Source organism: Dietzia sp. JS16-p6b, from assembly GCF_003052165.1.
Lineage (GTDB): Bacteria > Actinomycetota > Actinomycetes > Mycobacteriales > Mycobacteriaceae > Dietzia.
Genome location: NZ_CP024869.1, coordinates 288,301 through 303,143, shown reverse-complemented (window position 1 = coordinate 303,143; position 14,843 = coordinate 288,301). Strand labels below are relative to the sequence as shown.

Here is a 14,843-nt window from a genome sequence, read left to right as displayed (position 1 = left end):
ACCCGGCCACCCCGGCGCGGGGGCTGTCCGCTCAGACCCACCAGCGGCGCAACACGTGCGCCAACCCCGCCTGGTCGTTGGTCAGGGTGATCTCGTCGGCGGCGGCGTGCACCGACGGGATCGCGTTCCCCATCGCCACCCCGTGGTCCGCCCACCGCAGCATCTCCAGGTCGTTCGGCATGTCGCCGAAGGCGACCGTCACCGGGACCGCGGACGGCGCCGCTGTCGACGCCGCGGTGGCGGCCGCGATCTGCTGCAGTCCGCTGGCCTTGGTCACCCCGCGAGCCGCGAACTCGATCAACCCGTTGGTCGTGGAATAGGTGACGTCGGCCAGATGATCGACCTCACCCCGGAGCGCGGCCACCATGTCGGCGCTGGGCATGCCCGGGACCCGGGCCAACAGTTTGAGAACGGGGTCGGAGAGCACCTCGGTGTGCCCCACCTCGAGGTGCGCGGGGTGGATCCACGCGTGCTCGTAGTCGGGGCTGGCGACGAAGTCGGCGTCCGCCGCATCCGTGCCCAGCCGTTCGGCCGCGATACCGCTCTGCGGGAGCCTGCGGCGCAGGACCTCGTCGATCGCCGCGAGAGTGTCCGGTTCGAGCAGCCGGGTCGACAAGAACTCACCGGTGTCGGTGTCCATGATCACCGCGCCGTTCGCGCAGACCGCGAGTGGCGCCACGGGCAGCTGGTCGACGACCTGGTCCAGCCATCGCGGGGGGCGCCCGGTGGCCAACACGAACACGGCGCCGTCCGCGACGAGGTCCGCGACGACGTCCCGGTTGGCGTCCGGGACGCGCTCATCGGTGCCGAGCAGGGTCCCGTCGACGTCGGTGGCGACGAGCACGGGTCTGGAACGGGTCACGGAGCGTCCGGGCCGGCCGGTCCCTTCGGGGCGTCGGACTCGTCGGCGGCCGGGTCCACGATCTTCTCGGCCCGTCGGCGCATCCGCTCGGCGTGCTCGGCCTCGTCGAGGGCGGTGGCCTCCTCGAGGGTCGGGGCGGACCCCCCGAGGCGGGCGGGAACCCAGTTCGCGCCGGGCGGGTACGGGCCGTAGCGCTGCGCGTACTCCTCCTGCAGTCGTTCGAGGGTGGACTGCACCCGCGCGCGCAGCTCCTGGGTGCACTCCTCCACCGGCTCGTAGGCCGTCATCGGTTCGCCGACCTCCATCATGATCGGCACCTTCGGACGCAGGAGCTTCTTGGGCAGACCCTTGGTCCACACCCGCTGCGACCCCCACAGGGTCACGGTGATGATGGGCACGTCGGCGGCGAGCGCCATCCGGACCGCACCCGACTTGAAACCCTTGACCTCGAAGCTGCGGCTGATGGTGGCCTCGGGGAAGACCCCCACGAGCTCGCCGGCCCGGAGCCGTTCCACCGCCTCGTCGAACGAGGCCTTTCCGGCCGTGCGGTCCACCGGGATGTGCTTGAGCTCCCGCATGATCGGGCCCGACACCGAGTGGTCGAACACCTCGACCTTGGCCATGTAGCGGATGAACCGCTTGTGCACGCGCGCCGGGATGCCGCCGTAGACGAAGTCGAGGTATCCGGTGTGGTTCATCACCACCACGGCCCCGCCGACCTCGGGGAAGTTGCGCTCTCCGCGCATCGTGATGTCCAGACCCTGGACCTTGAACAGTGCCCGGGCGAACCCGATGATCCCCGTATAGAGCAGCTCCACGGACCCCAGCGTAGCGGCCCGTCCACAACGGCGTGACCGGCTGCCGGTAGGTTCGACGCCGTGGATGACGACGAGGCCCGCGACGCGCCCTTCGACCGGGTCGACACGGCGGCGCACAGTCGCCACTACTCCTGGCCGCCGCTTCCCGGCGCGGCCGACCGCAGCCCCCACGCGGGCCTGGAGGTGCTGCAGAGGATCGTCGACGGCGAGCACCACCTCTCCCCCGGCTCGCACACTCTCGGCCTGGCGCTCTCGTCGGTCGCCGAACGCGTGGTCACCCTGACCGCGACCCCCGGGGAATGGGCCCTGAACAACGGGGGAACGGTGCACGGCGGGATCGTCTCGGGATGGGTCGACTCCGCCCTCGGGTACGCCACCGCGACGGCCGTCGACGAGGGCGTGGGCTACAGCACGCTCGACCTGACGGTCCGGTACATCCGGGCGCTCCGGCTGGAGAAGACCCCGGCGACCATCCACGCCGAGGTCGAACACGTGGGTCGATCGACGTGTGTCGTGCAGGCCAAGGTCCTCAACACCGACGGTCGGACCTGCGCCAGTGCGAGCGGCGTCATGATGCTCTTCCGCCCCTGACTTACCGCTGAGGCGGCGTGTGGCCGCGGCGCCCGCCAGCGACGCCTACCGGGGCTCGAGCACGTCCCGGCCGACGAAGGGACGCAGCGCCTCGGGCACCACGACGGAGCCGTCCGCCTGCTGGTGGTTCTCGAGGATCGCCACGAGCCACCGCGTGGTGGCCAGCGTGCCGTTGAGCGTGGCGGCCGTCTGCGGCTTGCCGCTGGCGTCCCGGTAGCGCACTCCCAGCCGGCGGGCCTGGAAGGTCGTGCAGTTGGACGTGGACGTGAGCTCCCGGTAGGCACCCTGGGTCGGCACCCACGCCTCACAGTCGTACTTCCGGGCGGCAGACGATCCGAGATCCCCGCCGGCGATGTCGATCACCCGGAACGGCAGACCCATGGCCTGCAGCATCTCCTTCTCGAACGCCAGCAACCGCAGGTGCTCCTCATGCGCCTCCTCCGGGGTGCACCAGGAGAACATCTCGACCTTGTCGAACTGGTGCACGCGGATGATGCCGCGGGTGTCCTTGCCGTGGCTGCCGGCCTCGCGCCGGAAGCAGGAGGACCAGCCGACGTAGCGCTTGGGACCGTCCGCCAGGTCCAGGATCTCGCCCTGGTGGTAGCCGGCGAGTGCGACCTCCGAGGTACCCACCAGATAGAGGTCGTCGGCCTCGAGCCGGTAGACCTCGTCGGCGTGCGCGCCGAGGAATCCGGTGCCCTGCATGATCTCCGGGCGCACCAGGACCGGAGGGATCATCAGCGTGAAGCCGTTGGCGGTGGCCTTCTGCGCCGCCAGCTGCAGCATGCCCAACTGCAGGAGAGCGCCGTACCCGGTCAGGAAGTAGAAGCGCGCACCCGACACCTTGGCGCCGCGTTCCATGTCCAGCAGGCCAAGGCTCTCGCCGAGCTCGAGGTGGTCCTTCGGCTCGAAGTCGAAGGCGGGGATCTGCCCGATCCGCTCGATCTCCACGAAGTCGTCCTCGCCGCCGGCGGGCGTGCCCTCCTCCACCACGTTGGAGAGCATCCGCTGGATCCGGTCGACCTCGGCCGCAGCGGACCTCTCCGCCTCCTCGGCGTCCTTGACCGCCTGCTTGAGCGCCCCCGCCGCCTCCAGCAAGGCCGGGCGGTCCTCCGGGGAGGCCTGCCCGACTTTCTTCCCGTGCGCCTTCTGCTCGGCGCGCGCCCCGTCCGCCGCGGAGATCGACGCCCGCCGGGCCTCGTCGGCCGCCAGGAGTCGGTCGACCAGCGCGGGGTCCTCGCCACGGGTGCGCTGGGAATCGCGGACGAGGTCGGGGTTCTCGCGAAGGAGCTTGAGATCGATCACGGCGACCAGCCTAGCGGCCCGGTCTGCCCACCCGGATCGGCTGTCCGACCCCACGTGGGCCACCACCCGGCGGCGCCGACGGGTCGGGTCAGACCCCGAACAGCTCGAGGAAGGCGTCCTTCTCGAACATCCGGGCGGTGTCGACCGCCGTGGGGGTGCCGCCGTGGGGATCCGCCCCGCCCTCGAACAACACGCGCACCACCTCGCCGTACCCCTTGAACACCGCGCCCGCGAGCGGGGTCTGACCACGGTCGTTCGCGCGGTCGACTTCCGCGCCGCGGGCGAGCAGGGCCCGGACGGTGTCGGGGTGCCCGTTGTAGGCGGCCAGCATGAGTAGCGCGTCACCGCGTTCGTTCGTGAGGTCCGGGCTCACCCCCGCGTCGACGTAGACGGCCAACCGCTCGGTCTCCCCGTCCCGGGCGAGCTGGAAGAGCATCTGTGCGAACTCGAGGACCTCGGGGTCGACCCCCTCGCGCGGCGCGCGGGTTCCGCTGTCCGGCCCGCCGGCCTCGTCTCGGTTCTGTCCGCTCATGCCCTGAATCCTATCGGGGCGACGAAGTTGCGGCATCATGGACGTGATGATCACTTCCTCGCGATCACCACACCCGGGCCGGCCACTGCTCCGGACCCGGGGTGCGGTCATGGCCTCACTCGTCGCGATCCTGTCCGGTGGGGCGATCACCGGTGGCCTCATGGCCTCGGCGATGGGGGATCCCAACTCCGCGACGGCGGAACGGATCGCGGCGATCGTCCCGCAGGTCGACCCGAGGACCCTGTCCGGGCCCGCCTACGCCGACGCGGCCCCGGGAACGTGCCTGACATGGCAGGTCGACGCCTCCGACCGCGTCACGGCGTTCACCACCGTCGACTGCGAGGAGCCCCACCGCTTCGAGGTCGCCGGCCGGATCGACCTCTCCGGGGTACCCGGGTTCGGTGAGAACACCCCGTTGCCGGACACCACGAGGCTGGCCCCGATCGGCAGCGATCGGTGTCTACCGATGATCACCCGCTACGCGGGCGGCCGGGAGGTCGACCCGGCGGGCCGGTTCACCGGGTTGGTCGTGCCGCCGTCCGAGGAGGGGTGGGACAAGGGCGACCACTCGGTGTTGTGCGGGGTCGCCGCCGCTGAGCTCGACGGGCGCTCGACCACCTCGACAGGGGTGTTCGCGGAGGCGGACCAGCACCGGCGGTGGGACCCGGGCACCTGCCTCGGATTCACCGACGAGGGTTTGCCCGGTGCGCCCGTGCCGTGTTCGGAGGACCACTCCATCGAAGTGGTCTCCGATGTCGACGTCTCGGGCCTCTTCCCGGAGGAACCGAACCCGCCCGAGCCGAGGGTGCAGTCCGAGCTCACCGCGGACGCCTGCCTCGCGGCCGGGGTCGCATACCTCGGCGACGGGGAGGCCCTGCGCCAGACCACCCTCATCTCCACGCTGGTCAATCCGATCTCGCAGATCTCGTGGGCCACGGGGAGCCGCACCGTCAACTGCGGGTTGATGCGGGCCGCCGATCCCGGGCCGTTCGCGGTGCTGCGCGGCTCCGCCCGGCAGGGGGTCCTGATCGACGGTTCCACCCCGGTGCCCCCCACCACCACCGAGGTGCCACCACCCGGCGTCGGTCAGGGGACTCCCGGGACTCCGACAGACGCCGATCCGGGGACCGTGTCCGTCCCGATCCCCGGGGGCACGCCGTGAGCATCGTCGTGACCGAGTCCCGCTTCGAGGCGCTGGTCGACGACGCGCTCGATTCCGTACCGGACGCGCTGTTCTCCGCGATGGACAACGTGGTGGTGCTCATCGCCGACCGCCACCCGGACGAGCCGGGGCTCCTGGGACTGTACGAGGGGGTGGCGCTGACCGAGCGCGACACCACCTACTCGGGTTTCCTCCCCGACACCATCACGATCTACCGGGGCGCGCTGTGCGACTTCTGCTCCACCGAGGAGCAGTTGGTCCACGAGGTGGCGGTGACGGTCATCCACGAGATCGCCCACCACTTCGGGATCGAGGAGCACACTCTCCACGCCCTGGGCTGGGGCTGACCGGGCTCCCCCGTCGGGTCACCCACCGCCCGCGCGTCCGTCAGAACGGCGGGCGGCCCAGGTGATCGCCCCACCGCTCGCAGGACCACCCGCCGCCGTCCGGCGCCAATTCGATGACCCCGCAGTTGGGGATCCGGTTGACCAACGCCCACTGTGAGGGGACGGCGCCGGCGAACACGGCGATCATCCGCATGAGGGTGCCGTGGACCACCAGGACCACGTCGGTCCCGTTGTCCAGGTGACTCTCCCGCAGCTCGGACACCACCGGCATCGCGCGCTCCTGCACGGCCAACGCGCTCTCGCCCCCCGGCAGGCTCGAGGTGAGGACGCCGTCCTCCAGCCAGTCGCGCACGAGCCGGTTGTACGCCAGCAGCGCCTCGCTCCCGGTCCGCATCTCGAACTGCCCGGCCTGTACCTCGTACATTCCCGGCACGGCCTGCGTGGGCAGACCCGTCGCCTCGGCTATCAGTCCGGCGGTCTCGCGGGCACGCGCCGCCTCGGAGCTGAGGATCACCCTCGGTGCGATGTCCGACGCGGCGAACTCCGCCCCGACCGTCCGTGCCTGGTCCCGCCCGAGGTCGGTGAGGGGGGCGCCGGGAAGCGCCGTGTCCAGGGCGCCGGCGACGTTCGACGGGGTCTGACCGTGCCGGACCAGATGTAGTCGCGCGCTCACGGGTCGAGGCCCTCCTGCCGATGAGTGCCTCGTCCGCCGGCCCCTGGTTCGTCGACCCCGTGCCGGAGACCGTCGATCCAGTGGATCGCCTCGGATCGATCCGGGGGCGCGGCACCGGCTCCGACCCCGTCCGCCACCGGCCACGATCCGAGGAAGCGCAGGTCGGCGGTCCGGTGGTGCAGTGCCGCCAGCGCCTCGGCCACCACGGGATCGTCGATGTGCCCGACGAGGTCCACGTGGAAGAGGTAGGTGAACCGCTCGACGCGGGTCGGTCGCGAGCCGATCCGGGTGAGGTCGATGCCGCGGATCGACAGCTCCGTCAAGGCCTGGACGAGCGCGTTGGGCTCGTGCGGCAGTCCGAAGACCACGCAGGTCCGATCGTGGCCCGTGCGCCCGAGCGGTGGTGCGGGCCGCCCCACCAGGACGAACCGGGTGCGGGCCCCGCCCACGTCGGCCACGTTCTCCGCGAGTGGGACCAGTCCGTTGATCTCGCCCGCTCGGGCGGGCGCGGCCGTGGCGTCGGCGTCCCCCGCCGCCACCTGCTCGGCGCCGGCGGCGGTGGACGAGGTGGTCTCGATGTGGGCCCGGGGGAGGTTCACGCCGACCCAGCGGCGTACCTGCGCTGCGGCGATCGGGTGGGTCCGCAGGACCCGGACGTCCTCGGCGACCGTGCCGGGCCGGACGAGGATGGAGAACACCACGTCGAGCTCCGTCTCGGCGAGGATCTGCAACCGCCGCCCCGCGGCGAGCGCGTCACCGGTGGGGTTGACGGTGCCGTCGACCGAGTTCTCGAACGGCACGCAGGCGTAGTCGGCCGCACCGTCCCGCACCATGGCCAGCGCCTCGTCCGGCGTGCCGGCCGGGACGGCCCGGGCGCCGGCGAGCAGCGCCGAGGTGTGCGCGTCCGCGCGCAGGCGGTGCAGGGCGGCATCGGTGAAGGTTCCGGGCGGGCCCAGGTAGGCGACGGTGACCACGACGACAAGACTAGCCAGCGTCAGGCCCGACGAACCGACGCGAGGTCTGCGGAGACCTCGTCGACGGACCCCTCGGGCACCACGGCGCACGTCACGACGTCCCGGACCGCCTCCCGTGCGGCCCGCGGCAGGCCGACGAGAGCGGCCGGGTCGGGGTCGGCGAGTGCGGCCCGGACGTCTCCCCCGGTCATCGCCGCGACCGCGCCCGCGAGCAGGGCCCACACCTCACCGGCATCCGTGCACCGCGGGATCAGGCCCGAGCCGAATCCGACGCCGGAATGGGCGGCCAATGCGAGCAGATCGACCAACCGGTCGGCGGCGGGCCCCGGCCCACGCAGACCTGTCGCGACCTCGATCACCGCCGCCGTGTCGGCCGCCAGCACCGCGGCGACGGCATCGAGGTGTGGAAGGCCGAGGTCCGGATCCGCCGGCACCTCGACCGGGTCCGCGACCGACCACCGGGACAGTGCCCCCGCGAGCCCCGACGCGGTCACCACGAGGTCCTCCAGGAGATCGGGACGGGAGGGGCCGCGACTGAGCAGTTCGAGTGAGACCGTCATGACCACAGGTCTACACCGCCGCGTTGCTAGTCTCTCCTGACGATGGGTTCCGACGACTCCCCCGCATCCGATCAGGCTCCCGCCCCGGACGATTCCCCCGATGCGCCCGACGCCTCTCACCTCACGCCGGAGGAGAAGCGTGGCCCGCGCACGATCCACGTGGCGCTGGCGATGCTGGTCGCCCTTCTCATCACGGCGGTCGCGACGGATCCCGCCTCGGTGCTGCCCCGGGACTCGACTCTGCACGGCGCCCATCACCTGGACGAGGAGTCCGGTCTCGACATCGCCGTCCCGATCGGCTGGCAGATCGTCGGCCGACCGGAGATCGGCTCCGTGCAGATGGTCCCGGTGGGCTCGGGGAACGCGCTCGACACCCGGATCATCGCGGGTGTGCTCGAGCCCGGTATCGCCGCGGCAGCGATCGCCGACGACCAGGGTGCCGCCACCGCGCTGGCGGAGACCATCCAGCTCTACCTGATGGGGGTCACGGGGACCCGCGACGAACTGCGCGTCACCGATGTCCGCAACGAGGCCGGTACCGGGGTCGCCGTCTCGTACGTCCTGGCGCCCCACGACCCCGAGGACGCCACCGCCGGGGGGTTGGTCTACGCCGCCGTGTTCGGTTCCGAGGGACGGCGGTGGTGGGTCGCGTACGTGACCACCGCCCAGCAGTCGACCCCCGGCCCCCGCTGGATGGACCGGATCGTCGGCGACATCCGGTTGCCCGGGTGAACGAGGGGGAGGGCCGCGTCCCCGCGGCGGGCCGGGATCACCCAGGGACAGGCCGCGGGCCGCGGCCGACAGGCCGTGCGCGACGGGCGGCGGGTCGCGCGCGGCGGGCGCTCTCGCCGCGGGAGGCGTTCCGGTGCTACGCCTCGAGGTACGACCCGGTCACCGACCCCCGCACCCGCCGGCTGTTGGTGGTCGAACTCGTCGTCGTCCTCCTGGTGACCTTCGGCCTGGCCGGCCTGTATTCGGTCCTCGATCTCGCGTCGGCGCTGCTCGCCCCGGAACCCCTGGCGGGACAGACCGCCACCCTCAACCCCTCGCGCTCGGAGCACGCGTGGCTCGATGTGGCGTACCAGCTCCTCGCGGTACTGCGGTTACTGGCGTGGTCGGTGCTGCCGCTGGTCCTGCTCGCGCACTCCGGGCTCGGCCCCCGGGCGGTCGGGCTCGTCCGGGACCGCGCCGGCCGGCAGATCGCGTGGGGGATCGCCCTGGCCGCCGTGATCGGCATCCCCGGGCTCGCGTTCTACCTGGGCGCTGTGGCGGCGGGGATCAACCTGCAGGTGGCGGGGTCCGGACTCACGGAGACGTGGTGGCGCCCGATCGTGCTGGTCCTGTCGGCCGCGGGCAACGGTGCCGCCGAGGAGATCCTCGTTGTGGGTTATCTGCTCGTGCGCCTGCGCCAACTCGGGATCCCGCCCGCCGTCGCACTCGTGGGCACCGCGCTGTTGAGGGGGTCCTACCACCTCTATCAGGGCTTCGGCGGGGGGCTGGGCAACCTCGCGATGGGGATCGTGTTCGCCCTGTGGTGGATGCGGACCCGACGGCTGTGGCCGCTCATCCTGGCGCACACACTCCTGGACGTCGTCGCGTTCGTGGGTTACGCGGTGCTCGCCCCGCACGTCGCCTGGCTCTGACACCCCGCCCGCCGTCCCTGTCGTCCGCTCCCGCGACCCCACCGCCCCTCCGGCGGCGCGGTGCGCGACGCCGACAGGGCGGGCCGCCAAGTAGAGTCCGATCCCATGACCGACGACTCCAGGCGCCGGCACCTCACCCCCGAGGAGGCCGCCGAGCTCCGGCGACGCGCGCGCGAGCGCCGCGGTTACGCCGACCCCGGTGCGCCACGCGGGTCCGCGCCGCGCCGGGAGGCCGGTCGGGAGCCACGCCGTGAGCCCGGTCGTGAGCCGGCTCGGGATCCGCGCCGTGCGGCCGGTCGCGATCCCCGGTACGACCCCCGTGGCACACCGGACCCGCGTGGTGCGGCCGGTCGCCAGCCGCGACGCCCGGCCGAACCCGGCCGCGATCGGGGCGCCGCCCCTGGCGGCTACCAACCCCGCCAGACACCCGAGCCCCTCCCCAGAGAGGAGCGGGCGAGGTACGCCGGCCGGGCCGGCGCGGGCGGCGATCCCCGTCGCGACCCGAACCGCGACCCGCGTGCGGCCCGGCCGCGGTCGGGCGGGCGTGACCCCCGCCGGCAGCCGGTCGACCCCCGCGGCGCCCGCTCCGCTCACCGGCCCCCGCGGGCAGGGTACGGGCCGGCGGATGCGCGCCGGCCGGGCCGGGCACCCGGTAGACGCCGCCTCGGGCCGATGCGGATCCTGGGCCTGGTGCTCGTCCTGATCCTGACGCTGGGCGTGGTGAGCGTCCTGTGGGCGGACTCCAAGCTCCAGCGGATCGACGCCCTGCCGGACTACCCCGGCCGGGGCGGGAACACCCCGGGCAGTATCACGCTGCTGGTCGGGACGGACTCGCGCGAAGGCCTCACCCCGGAGCAGCAGGCCCAACTGTCCACCGGGTCGGAATCCGATGCCGGCGGCAAACGTACCGACACGATGATGCTGGTCTACACGCCGCGGGACGGCGGGCGGACCATGCTCATCTCACTCCCGCGCGATCTTCTGGTCGACATCCCGGACTACGGTCAGAACAAGCTCAACGCCGCCTACACCTTCGGCGGCCCGCCTCTGCTCACCCGGACGCTCGAGGAACAGACCGGCATGCGCATCGACCACTACGCGGAGATCGGGTTCGGCGGTTTCGCCGGGATCGTCGACGCCGTCGGAGGCGTGGACATCTGCATCGAGGAGCCGATCAACGACCCGCTCGCCGGACTCGATCTGGCCGCCGGGTGTCAGACCCTCGCGGGTCCTCAGGCCCTGGGCTTCGTCCGCACCCGCTACGGGTTCGCGGAACAGGACCTCCAGAGGGTCCGCAACCAGCGGCAGTTCCTCGGCGCGCTGATGAGCGAGACCATGTCCCCGGGGAACCTGCTCAACCCGTTCACCGCGGTGTCACTCATCGACTCCGCCTCGGAGGCCATCACCGTGGACTCCGGGGACCACATCTGGAACCTCGCCTGGGTGATGTGGAAGCTCAGGGGCGATCCCCTCACCGTGACCGCCCCCTACGACGGCATGGACTCGGGTTCCGTGGGGTCGTATCTCGTGTGGGGCCCGAACACCACGGGGTTCTTCGACGCGGTCGCCTCGGGGCGTACCCCACCCCAGGAGTATCTCGACGCCGGCCCCTGACCCGGTCGCCCGGGCCGCTCTCCCGGGTGCGGGCGAGTCGCCCGGGTGCGGGTCCGTCATCCGGCGGGTGTGATCGAGACGATCCCCCACGTCCCGCGAGGGTTCTCCGCCACCCGTACCCGCTGTCTCATCACCACGGGCTCGGAATCGGGCCGGGACTCGGTGAGCGTCACCTCGAGGAGCGTGGGTGACAACTCCCGGGCGTCCACGCAGTGGGTGGTGCCCTCGGGCACCCGGTCCACCCCGTCGGCACGCAACTGATCGAGGGTCATCCGGCTCGACGGCGAGACCGCCTCGAACGCCTTCTCGGCCGAGCGCTCGACGTAATACGCGTGGTCGAAGGCCAGCACCGTCTCCAACGGCGTGTCCAGCGACCCGGGGCCGGCGCCCACCACGTGGCCGGGTTCGGACACCGGGGAGCAGGCGACCGGGTCTTCCCCTGGGGAGAGTATCCCGCGGGTGAGGACGAACCCGAGCACGGCGGACCCGGACAGCACGGCCACCCCGGCTGCCGCGAACAGCGCCGCGCGGCGCGCACGCCCGGCACGGGCCGGAGACGCGGAGGGATCCGGGCCCGCGATCGCCGACCGATCTCGCACGGACCGCTCTCCCACAGACCTGTCGAGAGCCGGCGGTTCGGGCACCGGCCTCTCGGACGCGGACCGGCCCACCGCACCGAGGCGCAGCGAGGACAGGTCCCGGGCACGACGCCCGCGCGTATCGCCGTCGGGCGCCTCGGGTCTCCCCTGCCCACCCAGCCTGATCCGGTTGGGGGAGACCTCCCGCGAGGGCTCCTTCCCGCCGGGGTCGATCCGCGCCGGGTCTGCGGCACCACGACCGTCGCCCCTCTTCGGCGACGGATCCGGGACCGACTCGGCAGCCGGTTCCGGGACCGACTCGGCGTCGGACCGGTCCCGGACCGGCCCGGTCCGCAACCACGGCGGCACGGTCACCTCGGTGGGCGCCGCCTCGTCATCGTCCCGCCCCGGTCGGTCGGCCACCCGGCCACACCCCCTCCAGCCACACGTCCGGCCCGGCGACCCGCCGGCTGCCGGTCGCCCGAGGGGATACTAGAGGCCCCCGGGCCCGACCGGGGGTCCGTGCCGGTCTGGGATCGGCGCCCGGTCAGCGCAGGGTGACCTGGCGTGCCCGGAGACCGTCCCGCGAGGCGCGCTCGTCGGAGCTGAGCGGGCCGTCCTTCGCCAACGCCTCAGCCAGTCGCGCGTCGAGTTCGAGAAGTCCCGGCGCCCACTCCTGGTGGTGCATCTCCGGGTCCAGGTCGAACACCGGCACGAGCACCCCGTGGGTGCGGAAGGACCCCGCGAAACGCGACCCCTCGCCCAGGTGGAGGCCGCCCGCGGAGTGCACGCGCGCGAGGGCCTCGAACAGCGCGTCCTCGTCCTCCGGCCGCACCCACCGGATGTGGGCCTTCTCGCCCGCGTCGACCCACCAGGCGGCCTCGATGCCGTCCGCCGCGACCCGGGCCGAGGGCATCATCACCTCGTCGGCGTTCTTGATCGCCTGCGCGATCTCGGGACGGACCTGAGCTCCCTCGGCGAGCCACCACGAGAAGTCTCCGTGCACCACGATCTCCAGCGGCGCGTCCTTCACCACGACGTCCTCCAACGCCGGGGTGGACTCGTCCGGATGGGAGGTGTTCAGCGTCTCACCGCCCCCTGCGCGAGAGGCCCAGTCCACCGCGTACGCCAGGTCGGCCGCCGGATCGGGCCCGTGGACCTGGACCTGCAGACCCACCATGGCCTCGCCGCCCAGCTCCTCGTCACGCACCAGTCCGGCGATGGCACCGGGCAGGACGGTCGCCAGGGTGATCTCGCGCTTCTGGCTACTGGTGGTCAGCCGCGCGGTCGCCGACGGAACGAACTCGCGCATGGCGACCATGTCGCACTCCCCCGCGAACCCCGCGAAAGGCCTGGGCTGGGTGCTCAGTTCCTCACGCTCGGCCGCGCGAGCGGCGATCTTGGCCTGGCGGTTGCCGCCGGACTTGGGCTCTTTATGGCGCTGACGTCTACCCACGGGCACAACGATACGGTGCGTCAGCGCGGCCCGTCCGGCGGGTCAGGAACTGCGGGCGGGCCCGTCCAGGACGGCTCGGGCACGTGACGGGACGTTGGTCGCCACCCACTCCACGCCGAGGTCGCGACACAGGAGCATGTCGGCCGGGTCGTCGACGGTCCAGCAGTAGGTGCCCATCCCCCGCGACCTCCAGTAGTCGACCAGCCAGGGTCGCGCACGGAGCGCCCCGATGCTGGGGCCCATCAACTGGGCGCCGAACCCCTCGGCCGGCCACGACTTGAGGACGTTGCCCCGCTCGCGCAGCTGCACCGTCGGAACCTGCGGGGCCAACTGCCGGAACCGTCGTACCGCCATCACGGAGAAGCTCATCATGAGCGCCCGGGATTCGGCGTGCGAGGCGGGGCGATCCAGCCCGAAGTACCTCAGCTCGTCCCGGAGCGCGACCTCGACCCGACCACCGGTGGGCACGGGGTGCTTGGTCTCCAGGAACAACTTCACGTGCGGGTACGCCTCGGCCATGACGAGGAGACTGCGCAGGGTGAGAAGCGGCTCGGACCTGCGGTGCACCGGGTGCCAGGAGCCGAGGTCGAGGGTCGACAACTCGTCGAGGGTGGTGGAGTGGACCCACAGGTCGCGGTCCGCCACGCGTGTGGTCCGCGGGTCGTGGAGGAGCACGGGGACTCCGTCCGCGGTGAGCCGTACATCCACCTCGAGCGCCGTCGCGCCCTGTTCGAGGGCTTTCTCATAGGCGATGAGCGTGAGTTCCGGATACTCGGCCGACGCCCCCCGGTGGGCGACGACCCTGCTCCCGGTGGACACCGTGGACCTCGGATGTGTGGTCGCGGGGACCGTCACGTCTCACTCCTCTCGAGCCGGGGACGCGTTCACGATCCCCCGCGGGAGAAGCCGGTGGGTGAACCGTGGGGGAGGCTCGTCGAAACTCCGCATGACGGTTCGGGTCTCCCTCGCGGCCCACACCGCGGCCGCCGCCGCGAGCGCGGTGAGGAGCACCGTGTCCGCCGCGGCCTGCGGGCCCTGCCCCGTGCCCCGCCACAGCGCGAGTGCGACCGCCAGTCCGTTCACGCCCAGCGCCACCCACCAGCGGATGAGCCCGGCCCGGGTGGGAGCGCGGCGGGACGCCACCCGCAGTTCGGCCAGGTACACCGGTATCCGGAACCAGTTGACGACGGGGACCAGGCACCCCACCCACAGGCCCGCCCGTCTCCGCGGGTCCGGGGCGGGCGAGAACACCCGGCGACGGGTGTCGACGAGCCACGCGGTCGCCGCGACGGCCGCCGCCATACCGACGACGACGGCCACCACGCCCGCCACCCACACGACCGCGGTCGTCGTGGCCTCCACCCACCACGGGGTGAGGCGCTCGGAGTACCAGGCCAGCACCGCGTACCGGAGGGCGTGGACCACGGCGGTCGCGGCGAACCACGTCCCCGCCACTCCGACGACCCCGGGGGCGGCCGCGGCGATCCGTGGGCGCGCCGGGGGTCGTGGGGACTCGAGCCGACGCGGGATGGCGACCGGTGGCAGGCCCCACCTCGGCGTGGCCGGGTAGGTGGGCGTCCGATCCCCCCACGCCGGCCCGGAGCGGTGCCGGGGCGCCGGTGGCCTCGCCCCCGGAACGGGCGGGCGCCACGGCGGGTGCGCGACCCATCGCCACTGGCCGGTCCGCCGCGGTGAGGTCATGGCGACCATGCTGGCACAGCCCGCGCG

The 14,843-nt window shown here is 72.7% G+C and carries 17 protein-coding genes; 6 read left to right on the top strand and 11 right to left on the bottom strand.

All coding sequences use genetic code 11. From position 1 onward, the window contains the following. Positions 1-31: 31 nt before the first annotated feature. Together CT688_RS01395 and CT688_RS01390 are read right to left on the bottom strand one after the other, a co-directional pair. Complete coding sequence (locus CT688_RS01395) at positions 32-862, bottom strand: HAD family hydrolase (RefSeq protein WP_107755455.1); 831 nt, start codon at positions 860-862, stop codon at positions 32-34. Beyond that, positions 859-1,680: a 1-acyl-sn-glycerol-3-phosphate acyltransferase gene (locus CT688_RS01390; RefSeq protein ID WP_107755454.1), complete on the bottom strand. Its 822-nt coding sequence runs from the start codon at positions 1,678-1,680 to the stop codon at positions 859-861. Before CT688_RS01390 ends, CT688_RS01395 begins: the two co-directional genes overlap by 4 nt. 60 nt (positions 1,681-1,740) lie before the next feature. Between CT688_RS01390 and CT688_RS01385 the strand changes: the two genes are divergently transcribed. After that, the gene (locus CT688_RS01385; RefSeq protein ID WP_107755453.1) at positions 1,741-2,271 is read left to right on the top strand and encodes a PaaI family thioesterase; all 531 of its coding nucleotides are present in this window, start codon (positions 1,741-1,743) and stop codon (positions 2,269-2,271) included. A gap of 45 nt (positions 2,272-2,316) precedes the next feature. Here CT688_RS01385 and serS read toward each other — a convergent pair whose 3' ends face one another. Beyond that, positions 2,317-3,576, bottom strand: coding sequence for a serine--tRNA ligase (serS, locus tag CT688_RS01380; protein WP_107757928.1), 1,260 nt, complete (start codon positions 3,574-3,576; stop codon positions 2,317-2,319). Positions 3,577-3,664: 88 nt separating this feature from the next. Further along, a complete protein-coding gene (locus tag CT688_RS01375; protein WP_107755452.1) occupies positions 3,665-4,108 on the bottom strand; it encodes an ankyrin repeat domain-containing protein in 444 nt (147 codons plus the stop codon). A gap of 109 nt (positions 4,109-4,217) precedes the next feature. Between CT688_RS01375 and CT688_RS01370 the strand changes: the two genes are divergently transcribed. Together CT688_RS01370 and CT688_RS01365 are read left to right on the top strand one after the other, a co-directional pair. Further along, positions 4,218-5,270, top strand: a complete 1,053-nt coding sequence (locus CT688_RS01370; RefSeq protein ID WP_107757927.1) for a septum formation family protein — start codon at positions 4,218-4,220, stop codon at positions 5,268-5,270. Then, entirely contained in the window at positions 5,267-5,617 is a 351-nt protein-coding gene (locus CT688_RS01365; protein ID WP_107755451.1) for a metallopeptidase family protein, read from the top strand. The genes CT688_RS01370 and CT688_RS01365 overlap by 4 nt, the downstream gene beginning before the upstream one ends. Positions 5,618-5,657: 40 nt before the next feature. Here CT688_RS01365 and CT688_RS01360 read toward each other — a convergent pair whose 3' ends face one another. Genes CT688_RS01360 through CT688_RS01350 form a run of 3 tightly spaced genes read right to left on the bottom strand, consistent with a single transcriptional unit; the run spans position 5,658 to position 7,824 of the window. After that, positions 5,658-6,290, bottom strand: coding sequence for a histidine phosphatase family protein (locus CT688_RS01360; protein WP_107755450.1), 633 nt, complete (start codon positions 6,288-6,290; stop codon positions 5,658-5,660). Further along, positions 6,287-7,264 carry a prephenate dehydratase gene (pheA, locus tag CT688_RS01355; protein WP_107755449.1) on the bottom strand — a complete coding sequence of 326 codons (978 nt, stop codon included), beginning with the start codon at positions 7,262-7,264 and terminating at the stop codon, positions 6,287-6,289. The genes CT688_RS01360 and pheA overlap by 4 nt, the downstream gene beginning before the upstream one ends. 20 nt (positions 7,265-7,284) lie before the next feature. Then, positions 7,285-7,824: a hypothetical protein gene (locus tag CT688_RS01350; RefSeq protein WP_107757926.1), complete on the bottom strand. Its 540-nt coding sequence runs from the start codon at positions 7,822-7,824 to the stop codon at positions 7,285-7,287. Positions 7,825-7,866: 42 nt separating this feature from the next. Here CT688_RS01350 and CT688_RS01345 point away from each other — a divergent pair, with 42 nt between their 5' ends. From CT688_RS01345 to CT688_RS01335, 3 genes are all read left to right on the top strand, one after another. Continuing rightward, positions 7,867-8,556: a hypothetical protein gene (locus CT688_RS01345; RefSeq protein WP_107755448.1), complete on the top strand. Its 690-nt coding sequence runs from the start codon at positions 7,867-7,869 to the stop codon at positions 8,554-8,556. A 182-nt stretch (positions 8,557-8,738) separates the two neighbouring features. After that, positions 8,739-9,467 carry a CPBP family intramembrane glutamic endopeptidase gene (locus tag CT688_RS01340; RefSeq protein ID WP_107757925.1) on the top strand — a complete coding sequence of 243 codons (729 nt, stop codon included), beginning with the start codon at positions 8,739-8,741 and terminating at the stop codon, positions 9,465-9,467. 672 nt (positions 9,468-10,139) lie between these two features. Beyond that, entirely contained in the window at positions 10,140-11,081 is a 942-nt protein-coding gene (locus CT688_RS01335; protein ID WP_107755447.1) for an LCP family protein, read from the top strand. A gap of 56 nt (positions 11,082-11,137) precedes the next feature. On the opposite strand, the gene CT688_RS01330 is transcribed toward CT688_RS01335, so the two are convergent. The 4 genes from CT688_RS01330 to CT688_RS01315 all read right to left on the bottom strand — a co-directional run bounded on the left by CT688_RS01330 (position 11,138) and on the right by CT688_RS01315 (position 14,816). Next, complete coding sequence (locus CT688_RS01330) at positions 11,138-12,082, bottom strand: hypothetical protein (protein WP_107755446.1); 945 nt, start codon at positions 12,080-12,082, stop codon at positions 11,138-11,140. A gap of 124 nt (positions 12,083-12,206) precedes the next feature. Then, positions 12,207-13,115 carry a DUF5926 family protein gene (locus tag CT688_RS01325; protein ID WP_107757924.1) on the bottom strand — a complete coding sequence of 303 codons (909 nt, stop codon included), beginning with the start codon at positions 13,113-13,115 and terminating at the stop codon, positions 12,207-12,209. Between the two features lie 42 nt (positions 13,116-13,157). Then, complete coding sequence (locus CT688_RS01320) at positions 13,158-13,970, bottom strand: glycerophosphodiester phosphodiesterase family protein (protein ID WP_107755445.1); 813 nt, start codon at positions 13,968-13,970, stop codon at positions 13,158-13,160. Positions 13,971-13,973: 3 nt separating this feature from the next. Further along, positions 13,974-14,816 carry a DUF4328 domain-containing protein gene (locus tag CT688_RS01315; RefSeq protein WP_231750451.1) on the bottom strand — a complete coding sequence of 281 codons (843 nt, stop codon included), beginning with the start codon at positions 14,814-14,816 and terminating at the stop codon, positions 13,974-13,976. Positions 14,817-14,843: the final 27 nt, after the last annotated feature.